This is a genomic window from Paenibacillus sp. PCH8 (genome assembly GCF_002968835.1).
In the GTDB taxonomy this organism is placed as follows: domain Bacteria; phylum Bacillota; class Bacilli; order Paenibacillales; family Paenibacillaceae; genus Paenibacillus.
This window is the reverse complement of record NZ_PKQK01000004.1, coordinates 269,639-295,270: the sequence shown is the minus strand read 5'-3', so window position 1 is coordinate 295,270 and position 25,632 is coordinate 269,639. Positions and strand designations below refer to the sequence as shown.

The 25,632-nt window shown below is 45.4% G+C and carries 21 protein-coding genes, 3 pseudogenes and 1 other annotated feature; of the genes and pseudogenes, 6 read left to right on the top strand and 18 right to left on the bottom strand.

Going from position 1 to position 25,632, the window contains the following annotated elements:
- Positions 1–98: 98 nt before the first annotated feature.
- Positions 99–854 carry an SDR family NAD(P)-dependent oxidoreductase gene (locus C0Q44_RS22900; protein ID WP_105409532.1) on the bottom strand — a complete coding sequence of 252 codons (756 nt, stop codon included), beginning with the start codon at positions 852–854 and terminating at the stop codon, positions 99–101.
- 359 nt (positions 855–1,213) lie between these two features.
- Complete coding sequence (locus C0Q44_RS22895) at positions 1,214–1,684, bottom strand: DUF6376 family protein (protein ID WP_146113504.1); 471 nt, start codon at positions 1,682–1,684, stop codon at positions 1,214–1,216.
- A 141-nt stretch (positions 1,685–1,825) separates the two neighbouring features.
- Between C0Q44_RS22895 and C0Q44_RS22890 the strand changes: the two are divergent.
- A pseudogene (locus tag C0Q44_RS22890) lies at positions 1,826–2,793 on the top strand (bile acid:sodium symporter family protein).
- 484 nt (positions 2,794–3,277) lie between these two features.
- On the opposite strand, the gene C0Q44_RS22885 reads toward C0Q44_RS22890, so the two are convergent.
- Positions 3,278–3,538, bottom strand: coding sequence for a hypothetical protein (locus C0Q44_RS22885; protein WP_258166510.1), 261 nt, complete (start codon positions 3,536–3,538; stop codon positions 3,278–3,280).
- 281 nt (positions 3,539–3,819) lie between these two features.
- On the opposite strand from C0Q44_RS22885, the gene C0Q44_RS30380 reads away from it, so the two are divergent.
- Positions 3,820–3,969 (top strand): hypothetical protein, encoded by a 150-nt coding sequence (locus C0Q44_RS30380; protein WP_181151142.1) that lies wholly within the window; start codon positions 3,820–3,822, stop codon positions 3,967–3,969.
- A gap of 219 nt (positions 3,970–4,188) precedes the next feature.
- On the opposite strand, the gene asd is transcribed toward C0Q44_RS30380, so the two are convergent.
- From asd to C0Q44_RS22855, 6 genes are all read right to left on the bottom strand, one after another.
- A complete protein-coding gene (asd, locus tag C0Q44_RS22880; RefSeq protein WP_105409530.1) occupies positions 4,189–5,274 on the bottom strand; it encodes an aspartate-semialdehyde dehydrogenase in 1,086 nt (361 codons plus the stop codon).
- Positions 5,275–5,445: 171 nt separating this feature from the next.
- Positions 5,446–5,721: a binding site (T-box leader), on the bottom strand.
- A gap of 192 nt (positions 5,722–5,913) precedes the next feature.
- Entirely contained in the window at positions 5,914–6,759 is an 846-nt protein-coding gene (locus C0Q44_RS22875) for a class I SAM-dependent methyltransferase (RefSeq protein ID WP_105409529.1), read from the bottom strand.
- 270 nt (positions 6,760–7,029) lie between these two features.
- Complete coding sequence (gene galU, locus C0Q44_RS22870; RefSeq protein WP_105409742.1) at positions 7,030–7,902, bottom strand: UTP--glucose-1-phosphate uridylyltransferase GalU; 873 nt, start codon at positions 7,900–7,902, stop codon at positions 7,030–7,032.
- 61 nt (positions 7,903–7,963) lie between these two features.
- A complete protein-coding gene (locus C0Q44_RS22865) occupies positions 7,964–8,353 on the bottom strand; it encodes a GtrA family protein (RefSeq protein ID WP_105409528.1) in 390 nt (129 codons plus the stop codon).
- Positions 8,346–9,332, bottom strand: a complete 987-nt coding sequence (locus tag C0Q44_RS22860; RefSeq protein WP_105409527.1) for a glycosyltransferase family 2 protein — start codon at positions 9,330–9,332, stop codon at positions 8,346–8,348. The genes C0Q44_RS22865 and C0Q44_RS22860 overlap by 8 nt, the downstream gene beginning before the upstream one ends.
- A 74-nt stretch (positions 9,333–9,406) precedes the next feature.
- Positions 9,407–11,650 carry an ArnT family glycosyltransferase gene (locus tag C0Q44_RS22855; protein ID WP_374955142.1) on the bottom strand — a complete coding sequence of 748 codons (2,244 nt, stop codon included), beginning with the start codon at positions 11,648–11,650 and terminating at the stop codon, positions 9,407–9,409.
- Between the two features lie 232 nt (positions 11,651–11,882).
- On the opposite strand from C0Q44_RS22855, the gene C0Q44_RS22850 reads away from it, so the two are divergent.
- Entirely contained in the window at positions 11,883–12,566 is a 684-nt protein-coding gene (locus C0Q44_RS22850) for a response regulator transcription factor (RefSeq protein WP_105409525.1), read from the top strand.
- Positions 12,566–14,083, top strand: coding sequence for a sensor histidine kinase (locus C0Q44_RS22845; RefSeq protein WP_105409524.1), 1,518 nt, complete (start codon positions 12,566–12,568; stop codon positions 14,081–14,083). Before C0Q44_RS22850 ends, C0Q44_RS22845 begins: the two co-directional genes overlap by 1 nt.
- Positions 14,084–14,398: 315 nt before the next feature.
- On the opposite strand, the gene C0Q44_RS22840 is transcribed toward C0Q44_RS22845, so the two are convergent.
- Positions 14,399–15,109 carry an SDR family NAD(P)-dependent oxidoreductase gene (locus tag C0Q44_RS22840; protein ID WP_105409523.1) on the bottom strand — a complete coding sequence of 237 codons (711 nt, stop codon included), beginning with the start codon at positions 15,107–15,109 and terminating at the stop codon, positions 14,399–14,401.
- Between the two features lie 100 nt (positions 15,110–15,209).
- Here C0Q44_RS22840 and C0Q44_RS22835 point away from each other — a divergent pair, with 100 nt between their 5' ends.
- Complete coding sequence (locus tag C0Q44_RS22835) at positions 15,210–15,569, top strand: MerR family transcriptional regulator (RefSeq protein ID WP_105409522.1); 360 nt, start codon at positions 15,210–15,212, stop codon at positions 15,567–15,569.
- Positions 15,570–15,788: 219 nt separating this feature from the next.
- Here the strand turns inward: C0Q44_RS22835 and C0Q44_RS22830 are convergent.
- The 5 genes and pseudogenes from C0Q44_RS22830 to C0Q44_RS22810 all read right to left on the bottom strand — a co-directional run bounded on the left by C0Q44_RS22830 (position 15,789) and on the right by C0Q44_RS22810 (position 20,038).
- Positions 15,789–16,369, bottom strand: a pseudogene (locus C0Q44_RS22830) (GNAT family N-acetyltransferase).
- Between the two features lie 45 nt (positions 16,370–16,414).
- On the bottom strand, positions 16,415–16,990 hold the full coding sequence (locus C0Q44_RS22825) for a GNAT family N-acetyltransferase (RefSeq protein ID WP_105409521.1): 576 nt from the start codon (positions 16,988–16,990) through the stop codon (positions 16,415–16,417).
- Between the two features lie 165 nt (positions 16,991–17,155).
- A pseudogene (locus C0Q44_RS22820) lies at positions 17,156–17,454 on the bottom strand (hypothetical protein).
- A gap of 77 nt (positions 17,455–17,531) precedes the next feature.
- Entirely contained in the window at positions 17,532–19,268 is a 1,737-nt protein-coding gene (locus C0Q44_RS22815; protein WP_105409520.1) for an ATP-binding cassette domain-containing protein, read from the bottom strand.
- Positions 19,253–20,038, bottom strand: coding sequence for an ATP-binding cassette domain-containing protein (locus C0Q44_RS22810; RefSeq protein WP_181151141.1), 786 nt, complete (start codon positions 20,036–20,038; stop codon positions 19,253–19,255). The genes C0Q44_RS22815 and C0Q44_RS22810 overlap by 16 nt, the downstream gene beginning before the upstream one ends.
- Before the next feature lie 181 nt (positions 20,039–20,219).
- Here C0Q44_RS22810 and C0Q44_RS22805 point away from each other — a divergent pair, with 181 nt between their 5' ends.
- Positions 20,220–20,810, top strand: a complete 591-nt coding sequence (locus C0Q44_RS22805; protein WP_105409518.1) for a biotin transporter BioY — start codon at positions 20,220–20,222, stop codon at positions 20,808–20,810.
- A 101-nt stretch (positions 20,811–20,911) separates the two neighbouring features.
- Here C0Q44_RS22805 and C0Q44_RS22800 read toward each other — a convergent pair whose 3' ends face one another.
- The 3 genes from C0Q44_RS22800 to licT all read right to left on the bottom strand — a co-directional run bounded on the left by C0Q44_RS22800 (position 20,912) and on the right by licT (position 25,604).
- The gene (locus C0Q44_RS22800) at positions 20,912–22,381 is read right to left on the bottom strand and encodes an Msr family ABC-F type ribosomal protection protein (RefSeq protein ID WP_105409517.1); all 1,470 of its coding nucleotides are present in this window, start codon (positions 22,379–22,381) and stop codon (positions 20,912–20,914) included.
- 278 nt (positions 22,382–22,659) lie between these two features.
- On the bottom strand, positions 22,660–24,555 hold the full coding sequence (locus C0Q44_RS22795) for a beta-glucoside-specific PTS transporter subunit IIABC (protein ID WP_105409516.1): 1,896 nt from the start codon (positions 24,553–24,555) through the stop codon (positions 22,660–22,662).
- Between the two features lie 218 nt (positions 24,556–24,773).
- Positions 24,774–25,604, bottom strand: coding sequence for a BglG family transcription antiterminator LicT (gene licT, locus C0Q44_RS22790; RefSeq protein WP_105409515.1), 831 nt, complete (start codon positions 25,602–25,604; stop codon positions 24,774–24,776).
- Positions 25,605–25,632 lie beyond the last annotated feature (28 nt).

Sequence of the window (25,632 nt, the reverse complement as noted above, 5' to 3'; positions counted from 1 at the left end):
ATAATGAAAATACAAAAACGGTGCAAAACGAATAAATCGTTCTGCACCGTTTATTTCTGCTTTTTTGAGATGAGTTCCCTTAAATCTAGTTGGATTACTTACTTGGTTTTGAAGCTGAGGAATCCATCATCTACGGCTACGGTTGTCCCGTTCACTGCACTTGCTGCATCACTGAACAGGAATGTAACCACACTGGCTACCTTTTCCGGTTGAATAAGCTCTCCACGCATATGTTGAGTAGCAAGCGCATCCTTCATGGCTTTGTCATCACCCAGAATCGGTGTTTCGATAAAGCCAGGTGCTACACCGACTACACGAATGCCATGCTCAGCCAGTTCCAGTGCACCGGATTTGGACATCATGACAACAGCAGCCTTGGCTGCATTGTAGTTGAAGCTGCCTACTGCGGCAACACTTCCATAGATCGAAGCTGTATTAACAATGGTACCTTGTACATTCAATTCAACCATTTTTTTCGCACCATAATACATGCCATAGTAAACACTGTGCTGATCTACATCAATGACTCTGTGATAGGATTCCGGGTCCATCTCCAGAAACGGCTTCACAAGTCCAATGCCTGCGTTATTGAAAATACCGTTCAACGTTCCATATTTCTGAACTGTCCAATCAACCAAGGCTTTAATTTCGTCCCCTTTGGATACATCCACTTTGTACGCGCCTGCTGTTCCACCTGCTGCTTCAATCTCTGCGGCAAGTTTCTTCGCTCCATCTTCATTATAGTCAGCGACAACAATAGTTGCACCTTGATCCGAAAGTTGAAGTGCTGTCTCTTTACCAATACCACTTGCTCCACCTGTAATAATGATTACTTTTCCATTGTGTTCAGTCATGACGCAGTTCTCCTTTGGCAAAAATATTTAGATTCAGCATAAAACTTATAGTAAGTAACTATATTATATTAACCAATATGATCATCATACGCCTCTGTCACATCCTTGTCAAACAACATAGAATAATCGATATCCTATATGTGAATAAATTCATATCATTTGTATCTAGGCATGATATAGTCTTGCTAGTGTGAAGCTAAATATGTATGTGTTTGTGTTATTGTCTTAAAAGCTGATCGTAGATCTAAAAAGAATACAAGGCGAATATATCGGTAAACTCAATCATTCCGATCTCCCGCCTTTTCAAAGGATGAGCACGTCAACCTGCACGGTCTCTCATAATAATACGTTTAATTCCGTTATTCATTCCCCAGTCCGCTTAGCGGATCTCTCAGGTTGTTGATGTTGGTGATGAGTTCAGGAATTCCAGTCTTCTCCCAATTCTCCGTCGTAAAACCTTGCTCTGCAATCGTATTCTCGAAATTCCCTACAACTTCCGTTAACTGAGTATTATAGCTGACCAGATTCTCATGAATGCTTTCCCCTATCGCAGGTGCCGTCAACTGAGAAAATTCGCTTGCTTCCGCTTGAATCAAATCAATTTTCTCCTGAATCTGAGTCGTGATCTCCGGATTATTTACTGCACCTGACGCGAGTTCTTGCAAATCAGCCCCGGCGCTTGATACTTGTTCTATATAATCAGTAGCCCCACTAACATAATTTAAACTTTGATTCGCTTGTTCCACGACAGAACAGGCCGAGATCAACAGAATACTCGATGCAATAAGGCCTGTCATCATTAACGTGTGCTTTCTTTTTCTTATGAACATGATCATCTCCCCTTCTCCTAATCGAAATCCTTGTTCCAAGTCCATGATACCTGTTCAGACTGCTTCGTTGCAAATGTGGCGGCAGCCAGCGTGATTAACATGTATAATAGTAGAATCACACGGTAAAGGGATGTCATGACTATGCTTCAAGCCTTAAACCAACGCTTGAACCGCATCATGCCACTGATTACCCCAATCAGCATTATTATTGGCGTGTTATGCGAGAGTTTTCTTTCTTCTTATACCTTTCTATCGCCATGGCTGTTTGCATTCATGACATTTGCAGGAAGTATCAGTCTTGGAATACGGGATTTTGTAAATGTGCTGAAGAAGCCATTCCCGCTGTTTGTATGTCTGTTTATTCTGCATCTCGCGATGCCTTTAATCGCTCTGGGTCTGGGTCACCTGGTCTTTCCCACGGACGCTTACACCATAACAGGCCTTGTTCTGGCAGCCGTTATTCCAACAGGCATAAGCAGTTTCATCTGGGTCAGTATATATCGGGGCAATATTGCACTTACGCTTTCCATCATCCTGATTGATACCATGCTTGCTCCTTTTGTTGTCCCCGGCGTGTTATCTTTGCTCATCGGCACCAGTGTCACACTGGATACGGCAGCCATGATGAGCAGTCTGTTCTGGATGATCGTTGTGCCATCCCTGCTCGGTATGCTTTTGAATGAGTGGACTAAAGGTGCAATTGTCCCGGTCTGGGGGCCGAGGTTGAATCCGTTATCCAAACTGTTTATGGCCTCAGTTGTTGCGATTAACGGGTCTGTCGTCGCACCTTATTTGGCTGATATCAACTGGAGATTGGCTGGTCTTGCCGTTATCATTGTTTTCCTCGCTTCATTCGGCTATGCCCTGAGCTACTTTATAGCCCGACTGCTGGGCTGGAATGAGGCCGATCAGGTTGCTCTGGTGTTTAACGGGGCATGCGTAACATTAGCGCAGGAGCTGTCCTGGCCGTTACCTATTTCCCGGCACCTGTTGCTGTCCCAGTCGTTCTCGGAATGGTGTTCCAGCAAATGTTGGCCTCTCTAACCGGTTATTTGCTGGGGCGCCGTTCGCAGCTCCTACAGAAGACGGATAAATCGTCCGCAGCATAAAATATACTGCAACAATTAAAAGGGGTTGTCTCAAAAGGCTTCCTCCATACGCCTAAGCTAGTTAAGTTGGAACTTCTCTAAATCTCCACAGCCATATAGAGAACCATGCCATGTTCTAAGGGATCTCACACGCCTTATTTTAGTGATTTGGGAGAGGTGAGAAACGTAACGAATCTCAGCGACGCTATTACGTCCGAAAACTGGGATAAAAGGCGAATTCACGCATAAAACATGAAAATAGCGCTTCTCAGATTCGTTACATTTTCAAATGGACTGAAATGCACCCAATAGGGTCACCTCAGTTCGTTAGCCAAAGTGCTCAACAAAACACGAAAGGGACAAGGCAGAATGAATCTCTGCTTCGTCCCTTTTTCATGCGTTGATGTTATGGTTTTTCATCCATATTCTTTTGAAGGGCTGTTGAGACAGCCCCTTTGGCATTGCTATTGCTATACTTTCTATGATCCTGCTACTTTTCGTAAACCTAGTAGTTAGTTTCTGAAAGGACTGCTGTTAAACCCAAAACCATGATAAGAATATAGATTACAATTCCGATAGCTGCCCATAACAACGCTGCTTTGGCATAATTGGCTTTGGAAGGATTCGAATCCCCGAATGCCCAAACAAACAACATGATAATATTAACAATCGGAATCATCATAAGGAACAACGTAAGCATCCAACTACCAAAACTGACGGGCTTTGGTCCTGCTTTATGTAAGGCTTGATTAGGAACTGCTTGCATAATATAAAGTCCTCCTTTCTTCATCTTTTTTTAAAAAATCTACCTTCTAAGGAAATATCCTTCTGAACTTCAGAAGAAACGTTTACCGTAAATAAAAATACCTTAATTCTCATGAATTTACAATGAAATATTTCCCATATTAATTTAATAAAATGCTCCTGTATTGCCGCAATAGCGACAAACTCAAGAGCATCTTATAGCTTCATTTGTGCATATTAAAAATAATCAATTAATGGTTATATATCGACTTTCAGGCTATTTTGGAGCAACGCATCCCAGATATGACCAATCCAGTCAATTGGGAAACCAATCGCGAGGATGTGAACTATTGCCCGTCATCCCGATTGAAGAGTCGCAGCCTGCCTGTAACCATAGCTTCGGGCCAATGCCCGGCAGGAGCCATCTGGGCACAGATTAGCATTGTATTTTAAAATGGCTTTTTGTCTTGTCTTTTCGTATGAAGTACCAAACGGCGCCGACAATTCTGTCGGCGTTTTTCGTCGCTATATCTTCTGTGATCTTGCTACAGGTTAGCGTAGGACTGACCTTAACAACCTTACTTAGGCACAAAAAAACCATCAACAAGTGATGGTTTTCATGTAATCTATTCTATTCAGTGAGGCAATTTCGCCTCTCCTCATGAGGTGTTTTTATTTCGGCTGGATATATCCTTCAGCTTTGAGCAGTTCCGCAATCAGAACCGCACCGCCGGCGGCTCCGCGCAGCGTGTTGTGGGACAAGCCTACGAATTTGTAATCATACAGAGAATCTTCGCGCAGTCTGCCTGTGGAAACACCCATGCCACGTTCGATGTCACGATCCAGTTTCGTCTGCGGTCTGTTCTCTTCTTCAAAATACGTAATGAATTGTTTTGGTGCGCTTGGCAGAGCCAGCTCCTGTGGGCGACCTTTGAACTGCAACCAACGATCCAGAATTTCGTCTTTACTTGGTTTTTTCTCAAAGTTAACAAAAACCGTAGCCAGATGTCCATCCGTTACCGGAACACGAATACATTGTGTCGTAATTAAAGGAGCAGAAGCTTTGACGATCTGATTATTTTCGATGCTACCCCAGATCCGTAGTGGCTCCTGTTCACTCTTCTCTTCTTCGCCACCGATGTATGGAATGACGTTGTCCAGCATATCAGGCCAATCGGTAAAGTTTTTACCCGCTCCCGAGATCGCTTGGTACGTGGAAGCCACGACCTGAGTCGGGTTGAACTCACGCAAGGCATGCAGTGCTGGCACATAGCTCTGAATCGAGCAGTTTGGTTTCACTGCAATGAATCCGGTTTTGGTGCCCAGACGTTTTCTCTGTGCTTCAATGACGTCCAGATGCCCTGGATTAATCTCAGGAACAACCATAGGTACATCAGCCGTCCAGCGGTGAGCCGAGTTATTGGAAACGACGGGTGTTCCTGTTCTTGCATAAGCCTCTTCAAGGGCTTGAATTTCATTTTTTTTCATATCCACCGCGCAGAATATAAAATCAACCTGGCTTGCAAATGCTTCAACTTGCGAAGCGTCCTGCACCATAATCTTTTTAACGGCTTCCGGGATGGGAACAGCGAGTTTCCATCTGCCCTGTACGGATTCTTCATAAGTTTTACCTGCCGAATTGGCGCTTGCAGAAATTGCTGTAACTTCAAACCATGGATGTTGATCGAGCAGGTCCACAAAACGCTGACCTACCATTCCCGTTCCTCCGACGATACCGACTTTCAATTTTGCTGACATTCAATCATCATTTCCTTTCGGTTTGAGTAATTCTTCCCTTTGAATCAATCTCATAACTTACCAAAAACGTATTATGAAATGGACTCCTTAATTAACACTATTCAGGCAATTTCAAAGCGTGTAGTCACAGCTCCGAAAAAAACAAAAAAATCCCATCCCCAAGACAATAGTCTCAGGGACGAGATTGAACTCTCGTGGTACCACCCAGATTCGCCGATATGTCACCATATCCGCCTCTTCAAGTAAAGGATTACAACCATGTTGTAGCTGTATCCCGTTCATACTCTAGCTCTGTAACAGGAGCTCCTGTCACACCATCCCTTAATGCTAAGTTCCGATGTGCTGCTCTGAGTCTTTATTCAATAAAAGATTCTTTACTCCTTTTCAGCTGCCGGAGCTCTCTTTGAAAGAATGAATTTTATCTACTCGTCTCTTCGTCGCATTTGATATTGCGATTATAATATCAAAATTACCGTGATGAAGTAAACACATTTTTTTTAGATCATGGAATTTATACGTTTTCAGCGGAGCTGAACAATTCAATTATCCCAAGAAAAACCTCAGCTAAACGCGGTCTGTCTTCTGTGAAAGTAAGTCGACAGAACTTTTTCTTATAATTTGCTGCAAATAGCTATTTCCTTACTGTTTTTTGGCAACAATCGCATACGTTCCCAGCGGACTCCCAGGCCCCGAGATATGATGTGTCCTGAGTAATTTCAGTTCGGACAGAAGAAGTGTTTTTACTTTGTCCGGGATCGGAAGCAATTTCAATTCCACAGGCGCTTCTGCCAGTGTCATTTCGGTTTCCCAGCGACCGTCCTGCAGCTCGGGAGAATGGATTGAAGCCTCTTCCTTAATCGTCCAGCCTGCCGCAGAGACAAGCTCTTGGATATCCTCCGGTGTAAAGAGCGTGCGCACATTGGAGAAGCTGTTCTCCTTGTAACATTCGACCTGGGACTGAATCAGAACGGATAACCAGTGCGAGAGCTGGTTCACATCTGTAATTCGTGCATCCCATTCTGCGAAGCATAACTGATGTCCCCACGTCCTAACCTTGCTAAAAATCTGGGCGAGTTCGTCAAACGATTTCAAGTACCAAGAACAATGGGATAGCACAATCACATCAAACTCATTCTCGGAGAATTGAACTTGATCACTTAGAATGTCGAAATCATAATCCATTCGAATTCGATGACCCAGCGGAGATCTCCGCAGCTTGGCTGCCGCTTCCCCTACGGTCAGCGGTGCACCATAATCCTCTGGTGCAATATCTACACCATGAACGTACCCGTGCTCCCCCACCAGATGTGCAAGCACGGCTGTTGTATCTCCCTGACCACACCCGATTTCCAGAACGCGGCTGCCTTCCTTGATTCCCCAAAAGAGTCCCAGTTTCATCCGATGCTCAGTCTGAATATACTGAATGGCGGCGTTGTCCTCTACGTCCATATACTTAATAAGGTCCCTGATGATAGATTCATTCATGATTCCTCACCCCTCAAAGAGCAACTTGAACTTCTTGCTCATTGTAGCGTTACAGGAAGCAATGTACAATGCTGGAGTCTATGACAGAACCATGGCACGGAGGAGACCCCGTCCTACAGCAGATCTAGACCTCTGCTACATGAATCAATTTCATAACTCACTAAAATGGATTTATGTAACTAGATATAGACAAATTGAATCATTTTGATCTATTTCTAGCCCTGATTGAAGCAGCCAAAGGTATTATGAATTTGATTCACATCTCAATCCCTATGCCCACTGGGTTACAAGCTTCTGAAGATATGGTGTCAGCATGGGTTGTAATTCCTTGCGCATCAGTCCGATCTCCAAGATCGCCTGAATATATCCGAACTGATCACCAATATCGTAGCGACGCCCTTCCAGTTCAAGAGCCAACAGTTCCTCCGTCTGACTTACTTCTTTCAAGGCGTCCGTTAATTGATATTCCCCTCCAGCCCCTCTCTCGATTTGATCCAGAATGGGAAAGATGGAAGGTTTCAGAATGTATCGTCCCATTACCGCTGTTCGGGATGGTGCTTCTGCAAGGGAAGGTTTTTCGACCAGATTAGTGACCCGGTGAACCCGGTCCTCTGCACCATTCGAATCAATTATGCCATATTTGCTTACATCTGCAGCCTCTACCTGACGGACACCGATGATCTGGTTACCTGTCTTTTCATAGAGATGGACCATCTGTGCAAGTGCAGGCGGATCAGACACCATAATGTCATCTCCGAGCAGTACAGCGAAGGCATCATCTCCTACAAATTGCCGTGCACACCCAATCGCATGCCCCAGGCCAAGTGGTTCTTTTTGACGAATAAAATGAATATTTGCCATCTCGCTGATGGCCTGCACCTCTTCCAATAAAGACTGTTTGCCCTTGGCATATAAAGAATGTTCAAGTTCAACCGATTTATCAAAATGATCCTCGATGGATTTTTTGTTGCGTCCAGTCACAATGAGGATATTCTCAATGCCTGACTTCACCGCTTCTTCAACAATGTATTGGATGGCCGGTTTGTCCACGATCGGTAACATCTCTTTGGGCTGTGCTTTGGTCGCTGGCAGGAAACGGGTTCCGAGACCCGCTGCCGGAATGACTGCTTTTTTTATTCGCATTTCATCATAAACTCCTTTCATTTGCCATCTTCCAATTTATATTGCCACACACTGTGTGCAGCTAAGTAGCTATACGAAACACCCAATATCTGCTGGCCAGATAGTTTAGAACCATTCCTATCAAAGTCGCTAGTATCTTGCTCATCACAACACTCCAACCCAGCATGTCGTGCAAAGTCATCAGAATCAGGGCTGATATCGCGAGAACGATGAGATTGGTGATTAGAAAACGAAAAAGTTGCGCTCTATCGCCGCCTAGTGCCGCATCTCGAAAAGTCCACCTGCCATTCAGCCAATAACTGTTCGCAACGCCGCAGCTGTACGAGATTACTTGAGCAATCAGAACCGGTACACCGACCACTGCGAGTAAAGCAAACACCACCGCATCCACTGCCGTATTCGCGACACCCACAATACCGAACTTGAAGAGTGTGACCAGACGATTAGTCATGGTGAGCAACTCGGGCTGTCAATCGGGATTGCCCTTGCTGGCTATCAGCCTGAACCACGTCTCTCACAATGTATAGCGGACGCGCCTTGGTCTCATCATAGATTCGACCAACATACTCGCCCAGAATGCCCAGCATGATCAGGATGAATCCGTTAAACATCAGCATGATACTCACAATGGATGGCCATCCCTTAATTGTTGAATCCGTAAAGATGGCCGAAACAATTACCGTTAACATATAGATGAATCCGCCTATTGACAGGATTGCACCTACATAACCTGCGAGCTTAAGCGGTTTATACGAAAATGAAGTAATGCCATCCAGACTCAGCTTCAGCATGCGTTTCAGCGGATATTTCGTTTCTCCTGCCAGACGTTCATCACGTTCGTATTCAATGGCAGTCTGACGAAATCCCACCCAACTGACCAGACCGCGAACAAAACGATTCTTCTCTGGAAGACGTTTCATCTCATCACATACTTTGCGATCCATGAGCCGGAAATCTCCAGTATCCACCGGGATATCCGTATCCGTTGAGGCACGAAGTACACGATAGAACAGACTTGCCGACCATTTCTTGAAGCGGGTTTCCCCGCTTCGACTGGTGCGACGTGCATACACGACTTCATAACCCTCTTTCCATTTCGCAATCATGCCCAGGATCAGTTCGGGAGGGTCCTGAAGATCCGCATCAATAATAACCACCGCATCCCCCGCTGCATAATCCATACCCGCAGTAATTGCAATCTGATGACCGAAGTTACGGGCAAAATCAATCAGTTTCACATTCTCGTCCCAACGGGCGTAGTCACGGATCATCTGTGCACTTCGATCCATACTGCCATCATTGACAAACAACAGTTCATAGCTCTCTCCTGTACTGCCCATGACCTTCTTCAGACGTCGATAGGTCTCCTCGATCACCGCTTCCTCGTTGTACATGGGAATAATAATGCTGTAACGGTATGTGTGAGCCATGTTCGTTCCCTCCCTTTTCCAATGGACTTCGTTCACGTTTTCCATGTCAGTTTGTTGGTTCATCTGATTCACTCTTACAATTTCACTTCATACAAGGTGGTCTGTCCGCCGAATCCGAATCCAGCTCCGAAACCTGTGTCTGTGTTATCCGTGCCCGTGCTTGTCTTCCATTCTGAGGTTGGAACCTCGGTTCCGTGCTCTTTGATCCAATCGTTAATGTCCGAGTTCGCTCCTCGGTCACCCATGCCACCCATGCCACTAATCATGAAGTACTTCACTTGCCCACTCTTGACGAGTTGTTCCAGTTCTTCCGTTGTGTACACCGGATCTGAGCCTGAGAAACCGCCCAGTGTAATCACTGCTTCATTCTCGTCGATGATATAAGGTGCCGCCTGATTATAACTGGTGGTTGCAAAGAGATAGGTTTCGCCCGTGTTGTGTTCTCTCAGATAATTCAGAGTTGTGGCATCTACTTCTTCGTTCATACCTCCAGCTCCGCCCCGGCCACCAGTCATAGGCATTCCTCCCCCATTCCCCATACCACCACTGCTGATTCCACCAGTTGTCGGTGGCGCTTCCGTACCGGCACTGTCAGCATCCGATCCGCTGTTTGGAGATGGAATCTGTTGATCCGTATCGTCTGATGCATTCGGTGGAGTCATGGTGCCATTGCCGTTATCTTGTCGGTCACCCATTGCCATTCCCATACCCATTCCCCCAAACATCCCAGTGGGACCCGCTGCCGGAATCATGCTGTTACCACCATAGGTAATTGGCGTGAATGCCCAATAGGTTGGACCAATCAGCATCACCATGAAGCTTGCGATAATCAAGCCCTGTTTCCATGGATGTGAACGATTAAGCATCACAACCAGGATGAGCGTGATCAGAATACCTGCGATTAATTCACTAATGGACCAGCCTGCTCCGATGGTGTCGTCATACACCTGCATGATGTACCAGCCAAAAATGGTGGTCAGCAGTACAGACGCTGGTAGTAACCAAGCTTGCCAGCCCGTACGTTCACGATAGGCCGTCCACATGGCTACAAATCCTGCGCCAGTAAGCGCAGCGATTGGAGGTGCAAGCATAATCAGATAATACTGATGGAAGAAACCTGCCACACTGAAGAAAGCAGCAACCGGTAGTAACCAAGCCAGCCAGAACAAAGCTTCCTTATGCTTATCGGTTATATTTCTCCGTCTCAACCCTGCAAAAATAGCAATGCATCCAAGCAGTACGATTGGCAAAAGCCAACTGGCTTGGCCCGAGAGTTCAGTCTGGAAGAGTCGCAGAGGACCTTTTTCCCCGGTACCGAACATGCCGCCCATACCTCCACCGAAGTCTCTTCCATTAGGCATTTCACCGCCTGGGATAGTCATTCCGTTCATTCCACCCATACCACCATTATCCGGTGAGTTGCCAGGCGGAGCGGAGCTGTTCCCCGTCGAATCGGAAGTAGATTCGGGAGCGGATGTTGACGAAGATCTGTCGCTTTGATTATTTCCCGGATCAGCGGGGTTTGGCATACCTGCATTACCTGCTGTGTTCTGTTGACCTGTTAGGCGAGACAGACCGTTATATCCAAATGCCAGTTCCATTACCGAGTTTGTTTCACTGCTTCCGATATAAGGCCGCTGATCTTCCGGTATAGAATCCACGGTGACCGCCCAGGATAAGGAAACCACGGCCAGAACCGCTGTGCTGCCGATCAGCAGTATGATCTTCCTTCTCCATTTCGCCTGAAATGCAAGCAGGTAGAACAAGTAAAAAGCCGGGAGGATCATGTAGGCTTGAAGCATTTTCATATTAAAGGCTAAGCCAATTAACCCAAAGGCAACCAGAATACGCCACGCACTGCCTTGTTTGCTGCCTTTGAACAAAAACCATGAACCCAGCAGCAGTGTAAACACGAGCATACTGTCTATATTGTTGGTCCGACTGACTGCCGCCACGACAGGCACTGTCGCCATCGTAAGTGCCGAGATTCGTGCTGCTGCAAGGCCATATGTAGGTTTCACCATGAAATAAATCAGGAGTACCGAACCAATTCCTGCTAGTACCTGCGGCAAAATAACGCTCCATCCATGCAATCCGAATACGTAGGCAAAGGCCGTCTGTATCCAGAAGACAACAGGCGGTTTATCTACAGTTACCGAGCCTGCCGAGTCGAGGGATGCATAGAAAAAGTTATGGAAGTTGCTGAGCATACTCCCCACGGCAGTCGTATAATAGGAATTGGCATATTGGTCGTTCCAGATGCCGTATCCATTCAGAAATGCCGCCAATAATACAATTGGCAGAAGGACAAGGTCCATCCTTCTTTTGGTGTTATTCAATGGTAATCACTCCTTCAAGTTCTTCGTGTCTATTATTGTGCCATACCAAAATAAAGCTGGGATGAGTGCCCGCTGAATGTTGTCTGAGGATAATGTGCAATCCTTTCAGCTAAATTTCAGTTTGGCAAGCGATAATATGACATATAGCCCTTCGCTGGAAGGGACAAGTTTAGATGAATACTGGAATCAAGCATAGAGGAGACGTCTATTTATGAAGCTAAGCAGCGGAATAAGAATACTATTGGCTGATGATGAACCACATATTTTGCAATTTCTGGAGCTTGGATTAAGTAATGAAGGCTTCGATGTACGTACCGCACCGGATGGAGCAGCTGCGCTTGAACTCGCGCTTGAATTCCGGCCGCATATGGCTATTCTGGATGTCATGATGCCGGAGATGGATGGATTCGAAGTCGTCGAGCGCCTGCGCAAGACCGGAGCAGAGGTTGGAGTAATTATGCTGACAGCAAAGGATGAAGTCGAGAATCGCGTTAAAGGCCTGTGGCTAGGTGCTGACGATTACATGATCAAGCCCTTCGCCTTCGATGAACTGCTCGCCCGGATTCAGGCCAGACTGCGTAATCAGTTCCCTTTGTTAATCGGGGCCGTTACCCACGGTCCATTCCGAATTGACGATCAACGCAGAGAGATTACCTATAGGGATAAGGTGCTGGAACTGTCACCAACCGAATATGAACTACTAAAATTTATAGTGCTTAATCACGGGATTGTACTCAGCAAAGCGACCATTTTGAGCCGGGTGTGGGGGTATGATTTTGGCGGAGAAGAAAATATTGTGGAGGTATACGTTCGCTCCTTGCGCGACAAACTCGGGGATAAAGAGCACAGACTCATTCGCACGCTTCGGGGTGTCGGGTACAGGGTGGATCTCTGATGAACTCGCTGCCAAAGAAAAATAAACTTCGTTCAGGACGTCTTCAGCAATGGATCTGGCCGCGTTCACTGCGTTCTCAATTACTCTCACGTTCTCTGTTCGTGCTTGCCGGGCTGCTATTGTTAATCGGTATTCTGCAATTCTGGATCATGGAAAGCTTTCTCTACCGCAATCAGGCGAAAACCATGGAAGAACAACTCATGTCCATGCCCCCGGTTTGGCTCGGAATCCCTTCACGTAGCGGCTCTCCCGGTAATCCTTTCGGTGGACAGGCAGGAAATGGATCTGGTAACCGGGTGCTGTATATTCCGGACCGGTCCCTGGCTCTGTTTGATAACCAAGGTACGTTCCAGGATGTTTTTGGGGATGACGGTCTGAATGCCCCTCATCTATCAACTGTTGAATATCAGGACATTACAGCTCAGTTAAAAGAACACAAACATATTCCCTACCGGATCGTAACGGATAGCCAAGGTAATGAGCAATTGATTGTATTTGCCTCACCCGGTCCACGCAATCGCGGCTTACCGATGGTCCAGATGGGTACGGCTACGAAGCCACTGAGAGATCTGATTATTAAACAGCTTCTGATCTTTATCATGTTATCGCTTCTGGCCATGATAGCCGGTCTTATTCTATATACTAAGCTGCTACGCAGGACGCTGGTTCCCCTGTCCAACATGGTGAATAAAGTACAGCAGATCGATGCAGGCAGTCTCGCAATACGCCTTCCCGTCGTTCAGGGACAAGAGGAAGTGGATCAGCTCGCACTTTCATTTAATAGCATGCTTGAAAGACTTGAAAACTCGTTTGAAGCGGAGCGGGAATCAAAAGAACAGATGCAGCGTTTCTTATCCGATGCTTCCCATGAATTGCGTACTCCCCTTACCTCCATTCACGGCTTCATTGAAGTTCTACAGCGGGGTGCGGCGACCAATCAAGAGCAATTGTATAAAGCACTGGACAGCATGCATGGCGAATCGCTGCGTATTAACAAGCTAGTTGGAGATTTACTGCTCCTGACCAAGCTGGATCAAGCTCCCAAGCAGGAACAAGAAGTCATTCAACTGGACAGTCTGCTGCTCGAAATGCAATCACAGCTTGCCATGATGGCTCAACGAAGAGCTATTCAACTCGATCTGACAGCTGAAGTCCATGTGCTGGCTGACCCTTACAAACTGAAGCAGGTCGTGCTGAATCTGTTCCATAATGCGGTGCAGCACACCGATCCAGAGCATGGAGCCATCTCCATAGCGTTGTATGCCACGCACCATAAGGTTGAATTGTCAGTGAAGGATAACGGCACAGGCATTAAACCTGCACATCTGCCCCATATCTTTGAGCGATTTTACCGCACGAGCAGTTCTCGTTCGAGAAAACAAGGGGGCGCAGGTCTTGGTCTAGCCATTACCCGCTCGATTGTGGAGTCGCATGGTGGGAAAATCACAGTACAAAGTCAAGTAGGCTCGGGAACTGAATTTATGATCTCAATGCCGCTGTATAAGGCAGAAGTCTAGGCTGAGCGGATCGCTCGCTCTACGTAAGCGATAAGTTGGTTATACGAAGGTTATAAGTTAGTTACACGTAGCTCTACGTAATATCTACTTGTAGCTTATGTAAGCTCCTAGTCAAGCTCTCCAAACGCTGCTTTTCCTTCATCTTACTTCTGGCTTTTCATTGCATAAAGAATCCCCATTCATTTCGGTTGAGAAATGAATGGGGGATTTATTTAGTAGCTGCTTGAATTTGTGCTTGGGTTCGAGCTTAGGCTTGAGCATACCAATACACGCTAAAACTCATCTCAATCTATCGCTACTCTTGGCAACGGTCAATTACCAAGGGTACACACCGTTCTCATCTAGGAACTCCCCGTTATGGCGTTTGCCATCTGTCGCATAGCCCACAATAATCGCAGCGCCGGCTTCTTTTGATTTACCGCCTTCGGCATTGCCGTTAAGATCTGTTGATGTGAATCCGGGCGTCACCGCAAAGACTTGAGCCCTGCTATTTTTGACTTCATAAGCCATCGAAAGTGTCATGGCACTGTTGGCCGTTTTGGATGAGTTATAGTCGAAGGCATTTAACGTAAATTCCGCATTTTGCATATGGTCCAGAGAAGCCATGTCGGTCGATACATTAATGATTGTGCCTTCATTATCTTTGATTAACGGGAACAATCGCTGATTCAAACGGAAGGTGCCGAAAAAATTGACTTCAAAGGCGTTCCGCAAATCTTCCTCTTGGGTATCCGTAAAAGAATGAGAGAAAGCACCCGGCATACCCGCGTTATTGATCAGAAGGTTTATTGCGGGATAAGTCTTGTTAATCGTATCGGCTGCCTGTTCAATGCTTTTCAAGTCACTCATGTCGATTTGTACAAATTCTACGTCTAATCCTCTGGAAGTTAACTCGGAAACAGCTGCTTCGCCCCGTTCGACACTGCGTGCGCCAAGGATAACTTTCCATCCTGCTTCACCTAACTGCTTTACCATTTCATATCCAATTCCTTTATTTGCTCCGGTTACCAAGACAGTCTTTTTCATGCGAATCCTTCTTTCCCTGATTTGATTTATAATTAACAATGTATAAGTTACTATGCTACACTTAGTGTAGGTCAAATTTTTTTTATAAAAGGGGTTTAACATGTTAAGCATTGGAGAAGTAGCGAAAAAAGTCGAGGTCTCGATCGGAGCGATCCGCTTTTACGAAAGAAAGGGACTGTTGAAACCTGCTGCGCGAAGTGAGCAGAATAACCGTCTTTATTCGGAGGATGATCTGAACTGGCTGGTTTTTATCAAATGTCTTCGTGAAACCGGGATGAGTGTGGAAGACATCAAAAAGTACTATGATCAGGTAAATGAAGGAACCTCCACCCTGAAGCAAAGAACCCAACTGATTGAAGATCAAAAGCAAAAGTTGCTGAATGATATCGAGGAGAAAAAAGCGCAGCTTGTTCATTTGGATAACAAACTGGAACGTTATTATCGCGGAGAAAATTATTAATATAAGCCTTGTCCTATAGACTAAACTTTCGCATCTTATGTTAGAAAGCATGTTCTTTTGCCAAGCCCACCGTTTTATAACCTCTTGATCCCATCAGCTTGATGAAAGAAACATAGTTACATAAAATAAAACCAGAAAATAATCAGGCAGCCAGCAATAACTGTCTAACCTGATCCGAAATGTTGATGTTATAGCTATTTTCAATGGGACTATGTTCTACTAAAAATGACCTTGTTGCTTCCGCAGTTGGTAATTGTGATACGATTCATTTTCGATCTCGATCAAATTTAACCGTTCAAAATTACATTTCTGTATTACCTTATTGGATGCTTGATTGGTAATCAAAGCGATGGCATTCAGTAACTCGACGTTTGTGTACTCAAATAAATACTCCGTCATCCCTTTCACAGCTTGCGTTGTATAGCCACGGTTCCTGAAATGTTTTGAAATACCGTACATAATCTCCCGATTGGGTGCTGGCAGTTCGTCCTTGATCCCCGAACAGCACCATCCGATAAACTCGTCATTTTCTTTGAGTACGATAGCCATACGTAAATACAAATCTCCGATATCCCCTCCGCCAAAACAGCTTGTTTAAAACGCTGATTTTCAGGTATTTCATAGTCAGTAAGCCAGAGGGCCCTCTCCTCAATCGTAGCATTCCATCCCGGTAGGAATTCGTACACCTCGGGTTGCCACGTAATTTCCTGCAATTTCTCCAAATCTTCAAGTCGATACTCGCGTAAATAAATATCCTTGCAATCGATGATTAATTCATTGTTTGGAACGGGTTGGTTCATAATTCCTCCTACCATATACTTGATTTCAGCTTATTAGCTTATACTTCAAACAAGCCCTTCTTTAACCATAAACTCATCTTTGGTTAATCCAAAGAGGATCAGATCCTGGTATTTTCCATCGGTATAGATCACTTGGCGACGCACACCTTCCTGCACACATCCAAGCTTTCTCATCATGGCTGCGGAAGGTTCATTTCCTTGAAGTACATAATCATTAAATTTGTTGAGCCTGCGCTCGAAGAAGGCATAGTTCAACAAGATTCGAACGGCTCTGGTTCCGTATCCTTTTCCTCGATGATCCCTGTCAATTTGAATTCCAATGCTAAAGGTACCGTTCCTCTCATCAATGCTGTTCAGATTCACACCTCCGACATTCTCACCATCCATATTTACAATGGTAAACATGATCCGTCCTTTGGCTACAGAAAAATCAGAGAAGTTTTCCATGAAATTCTTAGCTTCAACATGAGTTGGCGGTAACTCTACTGCACACTCCAATAACCGACGGGCAGGTGTATCAAAGCGGTTATAATAATGGTCTTCCCAATCTTCCTCACGCAAAGCGCGTAATCTGATCTTATCATCCTGCCAGAAATATTGACTATAATCGATCTCTCTCATTCCGAAACCTCCGCCTATTAAACAATTTTTTTACTTCGAGCTACAAATATAATAACCCATAATGTGGAATTAGAGGAGATTTGTTCTCAAAATAAACACAACGAAAATAGCCCCGAACAGGACCAAACCTGTCGGAGGCTACGCTCTATTTTGTATCCATACTCATTACGATTCTTCCGGGTGTTGAGGCTTGGACACGTTATCTGGAACCGATTGCTCGAAAACATCCTGACCCGGATAATCCCGTATTTCTCCTTCATGAAGCTCATGATTTTCATAATCAAAACGATGTGCAGATCGCTGATCTACCCGCCACGGAGAACTCTTTCCAAGAGACTCGGATAACAAAGATGAACCGTAAGGCCCTCCGGAAATTCTTCAAGTGTGATATCGTTTCGCTGCGACTCCACCGTAGACACATCGGTATATTCTTGCCGTTCTTCACGCAAAAACTTATCTTTCATCGTTCGCCCCTCCTAATCCGCTTCCAGATGATCAACGCACACTTATTGTGAGCGAGCGCTCACGAAATTATGCATCATCATTGGCGAATCCATAATAATAGTACAAAACCAATGAGGCCAGCCATGCCAATCCAGGTGTCACGCTTGGACCATACCAATAACGAAGAACGTACACCAAGCAAAGAGTTCTCTCTAACTTTACGCATTTCCATCGCAATGGTCATATCCTCTGCACGTTGGAATAGCGCCATTAACAAGGGAATCACCATCGGACCCAAGTCACGAATTCGCACGGTATTTGGTCTTAAAGCTGCCTTCCCACGTGCTCGTACGATCAGTGAGAATCGCTGCCACTCACTCCAGATCATCGGGATAAATCGAAAGATTAACGATACAGCAAGTGCAAACGAAGCTACAGGCAACTTAATTTTTTTACCGATACCGAGTACCCAGTTCAGCCCTTCTACCATTCGCCCATAAGGCGTTGTCAGTGAAAACCATAGACTTGCCAACGTGACGATAAACAAACGATACACATTCAGCAAAGTGCCTTCTGCCTGTATGAGGGAAAAGCCAAAGTGCAGACCTCCTCCCTCTGTTGAAAGGGTGGTCCCAGATAGCGCCGTTGATATGATGAAAAATAATAATAATGGCTTCATTAACTTCATACAGCCAGCTAAAGTCTGACGCGGAAGCACAGCAAGTGCGGCCACTACCGGCACCAGTGTTAACGTCAATCCCAGCCAGCGCTGTTGAAGCATCGCTGCGGTGACCAGCAAAATATACAAAATCCATTTCAGACGCGGGTCCATAACGCCATATAATCCGCTTGAATGAGTCAAGGTGTTCGGAAGAAGCTTCGGATCGTCCTCTTCTATATTCTCCATTATATCGCTCTCTGCCACCGTAATTGCTACTCCCGATGCCGCTTTTGATTCGTTCTGAATTCCCACTTCAACGAACGTAGACTGAACAATGCTTTCCGCCATCTCTTCCGGGGTCATCGCGGTAAAAGGCAGATCAAGACCCGCAGCCCTAAACTGCTCTGCTAGTCGCATCGAAGGTGGCAGTCCGATCCCTGTCTGCTCCAGCAATTCAGGCCTATCGTGAAGTTCTCGCGGTGTGAGATCAGCAATTAGACGACCTTCCTGCAATAACAATACCCGATTCGCACAAGGCAAGAATGTATCCAGATCATGGGTTGCTACCACGACCCCACCGTCTGCCAGACGATGTTGCTCCAATGCATCCAGTAAAAGCCCCACACTTTGCGCTTCTAAACCGGCGCTCGGCTCATCCAGCAAAAGCCATGACGGATTGGTCACACTTCCGAGAGCAAGTCCAAGCCTGCGCTTCTCTCCCCCACTTAGTGCAAATGGCGACCTGTCCAGATGAAATCGCCGCTCCAGCTCCGGAGATACTGGCGGGTCCCACTGGTTGAGAGCTTTTGTGATCTGCTCTTGTTGTTCGTTCTCGGAAAGTCGATAAGGACGCAGAGAATATGTGAATTCACGCTGAATACTTCGGGCGAACAGTTGTTGTTCCGGAAATTGAAATACCAGCCCCATTTGCAATAAAATCGAATGCGGCACTTTTCCTTCTCGCCAGAAAGGCGTGCCATCCAGTGTAATATTGCCTGCATCAGGAGGCTTCAGACCAGCCAGTGTCTGTAATAAAGTCGTTTTCCCCGAACCCGTACAGCCCAGCAGCAAGGTGATTTCCCCACTGTTCAAGTGAACAGTTACATCTTCGAGCAGTGCACGTTTGCTCGAATCCGATGCTTCTATACGTATATTGGTTAATTGGATCTCCAACGTGCGACCTCCTTAGCCAGTTGCTCGGGTCGCAGTGGCATGGCTTGTGGCGGCATGCCTTTTTGCTTGAGCAATAACGCAGTCTTCACAGTAAAAGGAGGGTCCAACCCTAACCGTTCACAGGGAGATAGCTGTACATTTTCCCTGGTAGTCTTCTCACTCGTCTCTTTTTCATAGTAAAAGGACTCAGGCATCCCGTTGTATACACAACGTCCCTTTTCAATAGCAATAATTCGATCACACAAGGTCGCTTCTTCCAGATGATGCGTAATCCAGATTACCGTCGTTCCCTGTTGGGTGATCTTCTGAACGATGGCCTCGATACGGTCTCTTGCTTCCGGATCAAGCATGGCTGTCGGCTCATCCAGAATCAAGACATCCGGTTTGGCCGCGAGCGCTACGGCAATATTAAGCAGTTGTTTCTGTCCACCGGATAATTGTGCAATGGCCTTCTCCGGGGGAAATTGAAGTCCTACGGTATGTAATGCATCCTGCCTGTGCTCCAATTGCTCTTCTACAGACTCCATCAATGGTGACAGCGCAAAATGAAACTCCTCTTCAATCGTATCGCCCAGTACCTGTGCATCCGGTTGCTGCAATACACCCCGAACGGTAAGTTTATCGGAGATATTCCGTATCCCTCCCGATAATGGAATGAATCCGATGAGTAGCCCAGCAAGCGTACTTTTCCCACTGCCATTCGCCCCTACAATACTAATCCATTCTGCTTGGTGTAACGTGAGTGAAACTCCATCGAGCGCTTTTCTCACTTGACCACCTTCGGAAGCATAATGCACTCTAGCATCTTCTAATATAATTATTGGCAGGTTGCCTTGCATCGTAAATTAGTCCTTTCCCTTTCTATGGTTATGTGGTACGATCCTAATCGTTAACCGCTCATTTAGAATTGGTTAACAATCATATTACCAAAATGGAGAGGATTGTTCAAACATGAAATTATCTTTGCGAGGCATTGTATTCAGTGCACTTATGGCCGCAATTTTGGTCCTTTTTGGATACATAAGTATTCCTATTGGCTTCTCCCCTGTACCGATAACATTACAGACTTTGGCTGTCATGCTGGCCGGAGGATTACTTGGTCCACTCTATGGTTTTCTGAGTGTCACAATGGTTGTTCTGCTCACTGCGCTTGGATTCCCCTTGCTCCACGGGACCGGAGGACTTGCGGTATTACTCGGACCTACCGGAGGGTATGTGATGATGTGGCCGATCTCCGCATTATTCATTGGACTGCTGCTTGCACGAATCAATATCAAAGGTGTCACAGGATTCATTCTCGCTTTTGTTGTATTTGAACTATTTGGCTCACTACTTGTGTACGTCTCGGGTGTCCCTTGGCTTGCTTACGCATACAAAATGGACCTACCTGAGGCCATGATTCAAGGGTTCTATCCTTACATTATTGGGGATCTGGTCAAAGCTGTATTTGCTGCGATCATCATTGCACCAGTTCGCATGGTATTTCCGCCTCAACGTCTCACAGGTAACATGCATTCAACCATAGTAAAAGCTGATGCATAACAGAAGCTACATAAGGTATCCGATCTGTCTATCTTTGAAAACGACGAAACCGCCAAAATCACTTTGGCGGTTTTCGTTACTTCTCTTCCTCTATTCGTTTATTATCTAGTTACCTGAAGCAATTGACGCTCTGAAATCTGAAATTGTAGATCTGCTGTATTTTCAATAAACCTCTGATCATGAGATACGTACAGAATCGTTCCTTCATAAGCCTTAATAAAACGCTCCAACGCTTTCAATGCATGCATATCAAGAAAATTCGTCGGTTCATCCAACAATAGAATGTTATATTGTCCAAGAAACAAGTGACATAATTGAAGACGAATCGCTTCTCCCCCGCTTAATGTCCCAACATTCTTGAGCAAGTCATTCCCTGTAAACTGCATTGCGTGCAACGCACTTCTCAGCTCTGATTCCTCATGTTCCGAACGATTCTTCAGGAATTGTAATACGGTCTCTTTTGTTGTGAAACGATAGCTCATTTGCTGAAAATAACCAAGCTTTGCTTTTGGAGACATGGTGATCTGATCTCTCCCATGGAAAACATGGTTAAGCAACGTGCTTTTCCCACTGCCATTGGCTCCGGTTATCGCTATTTTTTGTTTTAATGGGACCTGAAAACTTACATCCTCCAGCAATACGTGGCCTTCTATCTTAAGTGTAAGGCGATCTGCCATAATCGGGAATCGGTTGTGTAGCTCCAATGTCTTCGGTTGACGGAAGATCATAGGCCGCTCCTCTTGCACCGCTTTTACCTCGTGAAGTTGTTGCATACGCTGTTCAATCGCTTTGGCAGCTCGGTGTACTGCTTTTTGGCTGGTGCCTTTAGATTTCGTCTCAAACATCCGATTTGCTTTTGCCTTGGATTCTTTTTTGGACATGCTTCCAGCCTGCGTTATTTTCTCGGCTTTCTTCATCTTCTCCCGGGCGGCCAGCTCCAATCGTCTTTTCTCCTTCGAGAATTGTTCATGGGCCTGGTTTTGCTGTTCACGCTCAAGCCTCTTCTGTACCTGATAGTCACTGTAATTGCCGGAATATACACGCACTTCTCCCTGATGAATCTCCCAGATCGTGGTTACCAGTTCATCCAGAACTGCACGATCATGACTGATCAGCACCATTGCCCCATAATAAAAACGCAACTCATCCAGTAAGAATGCAATGCCCTCCTGATCCAGATGTGTTGTTGGTTCATCTAGTAACAATGCTTCGTGATAATGAGTGAACATTTGAGCGAGTTTTAGACGGGTTTGTTCTCCGCCACTCCCTGACTGGCCGTGTTGAGGAATAGATAATTTACTCAGTAAAGCCCGGTCAACTTCCAGATTTTCATTAGGCTGGGGTGGTTCAACCTGTTCCAGATATCCAAACTCTGCGTAACGTTTTACCTTTCCAGCAGTGGGTTGAATCTGTCCCGCAAGGAGTTTCAATAACGTACTTTTACCCTGACCATTCCCACCTACTATACCGATGCGATCCAGTTGATGCACAGCCAGTCGCTCAATACTCAGTACCAATCTATCCATATAGGTCATCTCAACCTGTTCTAATTCAAAACATATCTTCTCCATATTCGCTACCTCCGAAATAAAAATTTATTTCGTATCGATAGCGAAGCACGCTACTATCGATACGAGCTTATCGTGCCAGCTCGTATCAATAGAACAGTAACGTCATCATAGCAGTACCTCCAATAGTCTGTATTGAACGTTATATATAATTGAAATCGTGATAAGAAAAACAAAAAATCACAGGCAAAGCCTGTGATCCATGCATAATCCTAATTATAATTTTCCAATTCCACCCTGTCAACGGAGGGATGATAACACTACAGTATCAGATCAGTACATCAATTACTCTCTTGTTCCTGACCGTTACCACTACTTATCTTCAATAGAAGCTCCTGACAATGAACCTGCCCTGTAGCCTGTGGGATCACATCCTCGTAGTTGGCGGAATTCGTTACTATGATAGGTGTCACCGTATGATAGCCAGCAGCTTTAATCTGCGCAATATCGAATTCCAGTAACAGATCACCCGCTTTAACCCGATCCCCTTCTTTGATATGGGAAACAAAATGCTGTCCGTCCAATTTAACGGTATCCACACCTACGTGAACCAATATTTCGGCACCGGTGTCTGATACAACAGCCAAAGCGTGTTTTTTCTTGAATGCAACGGTAACTGTACCATCAAAAGGGGCTACCACTCTACCCACAGTTGGCTCAATTGCAATCCCTTTACCCATCGCTCCGGATGCAAACGCCGGGTCTGGAACTTCCGACAAATTCACAATTGTTCCTTCGATTGGGCTAAATACAATTTCGTCCGAAGCATTCGTTGCACGAACAGGTTGCTGAGCGGATGGAGCAGGTTCGGTTTTAGTTTCTTCTTCAACAGGATCTTTAAAGCCCAGAATGTACGTCAGTACAGCTGACACAACAAACGATACCGTGATACCCAGGATCAATCCAGGGAAGCCTTGTCCACCCGGCCCGTAGAAGATTGGCAAGGTCAGCAATCCCGGTGCACCGGATGCAAATGCCAGTGTACCCGCCTGACCAATAATTGCTCCACCCACAGCGCCGCCGATAACCCCTGCGATGAATGGACGTTTCAGTGGTAACGTCACACCGTAGATGGCAGGTTCTGTAATACCGAACAGTGCTGTCAATGTAGATGATCCCGCCAGCGTTTTCAGCTTTTTGTTTTTCGTTTTCAACATAACACCAAATGCGGCACCCGTTTGGGCAAAAATCGAAGCTGTCGCAGCCGGCTTCACACCATCTTGTCCATATACTGCAACGTTATTGATAAATACAGGAATCAGACCCCAGTGTATCCCGAAAATGACGAGCAACTGCCAACTTGCCCCCATCACGGCTCCAGCGAGCAATGGACTGAATCCGAATGCAGCAACCAGTCCGGCCGCAATCCCATTACCAACGTATACTCCAAATGGTCCGAATACAAGCAATGTTAAAGGTACCATGATCACTAGCAAAAATAGAGGCGTAACAAAGTTTTTCACACTCTCGTGTAGAGCTTTATTAAAGAATTTCTCCAGTTTGCTCATCACAATTACAGCCAAAATGATAGGGATAACCGTAGATGAATAATTCATCAGGATTACAGGAATACCGAAGAAATCAACAGGTGTTCCCTCTGCCTTCATTGCAATAATGGAAGGATAGATTAGCGCACCCGCAATCGTCATCGCGACAAACATGTTTCCTTGGAATTTGCGAGCGGTTGTAACCGCTAACAACAGAGGCAGGAAATAAAACAGGCTGTCTGCTGCTGCATACAGGATCTTATATGTGGTTTCTGTTGTCTCGAGCCATCCGATATTACTTGCGATGAGCAATAGTCCTTTAAGAATACCCGCTCCTGCCATAACGCCGAGAAGAGGTGCAAAAATGCTGGATATGATATCAATGATACCCCCGAGTCCTTTGGCTGCTTTACGGGGTTTTTCTTTACCTGATGAATCGTCCAGAATGTTACTGATCTGTCCAATGGCACTATAGACTTCAGGCACCTTGTTTCCCACAACAACCTGGAACTGTCCACCATTTTCTTTGACTGCGATGATTCCTTCTGTTTTCTCCAGCTTGGCTTTGTCTGCCTTGGCATCGTCCTTCAATACAAACCGTAACCGTGTTGCACAATGAACCAGTGATTCCACATTTTTCTCACCGCCGACCAGTTCTACAATCTCTTTGGCCAGTTTCTCTTGACTCATGATCTGCACCCCCACTTTTTCTCAAACAGGCTCTTTACCGAATTTTTTGCACGCAAAAAACCTAAGCCTTGAGTAAGGGGGACACTGACACAATGGTCCTGACCTTCTCATGACTTAGGTTTTGCCTGCATAACCAGTAACAATCCCAGTTAAATCGTATTCAATTCCTGTTAATCACATATTATTATAATTAAACCATTTTTGTCAACATTTTATTATTATCGATTGACTACTCGTTCGATATGAACCGTCAGATACAATTTTTCTTCATTGGTCAGCTCATGGTTATATTCCTTTTTGACAAACATCTCAATTTTCTCCGCACACGCTGCCGCATCTGGATGCTTCTTTTTAATCATCTCATAGAAATGATCATAGTTGTTGTCGTAATGCGTACCGCTGAGCACACGCTGTGAGAAGAACTTCAAATGTGTAATAAAGCGAAAATAACTGAGAGATTCCTCGTCGAATTCCATTTTAAAATGATATTTCGCTATATTAATAATTTGCTGGATAAACTTCGTAATATTCATCGTCGTAATGACTTCTTCATTCATCTCTGCATTAACAATATGAAGGGCAATATAAGCAGCTTCATCTGGCGGAAGCTCAATATTCATACGAGTGTTGATCTGTTCCAGTGTCCTCAGACCAAGTCCGAATTCGGGCTTGTACAACTGCTTGATCTCCCACATTAAGGCGTTCTTGATCTCCACACCTTCCCGATAACGCTCGATCGCAAAGTTAATATGATCCGTAAGGGATACATAGATGTTCTCATTCAGCTTTCGGCCCAGATGATCACGCGCATACGTGATGATCTCTTCCACAATTTCAATCAGTTCCATCGGAACTTCGCGCAGCAGCATTTTGAAATTATCGGATGTTTGTTTGTTTTTCAATGCAAATACTTTTTGGATGCGGGTCTCGTCTACTTTGTCCCCCGGCTTTTTCTTAAAGGCAATCCCACGTCCCATCACCACAAGCTCTGCTCCATCCGCCTGATAGATGCTAATGACGTTATTGTTGATAACCTTTGCTATTTTCACTTCAATCCCCCCGTCACGTTCCACTCTC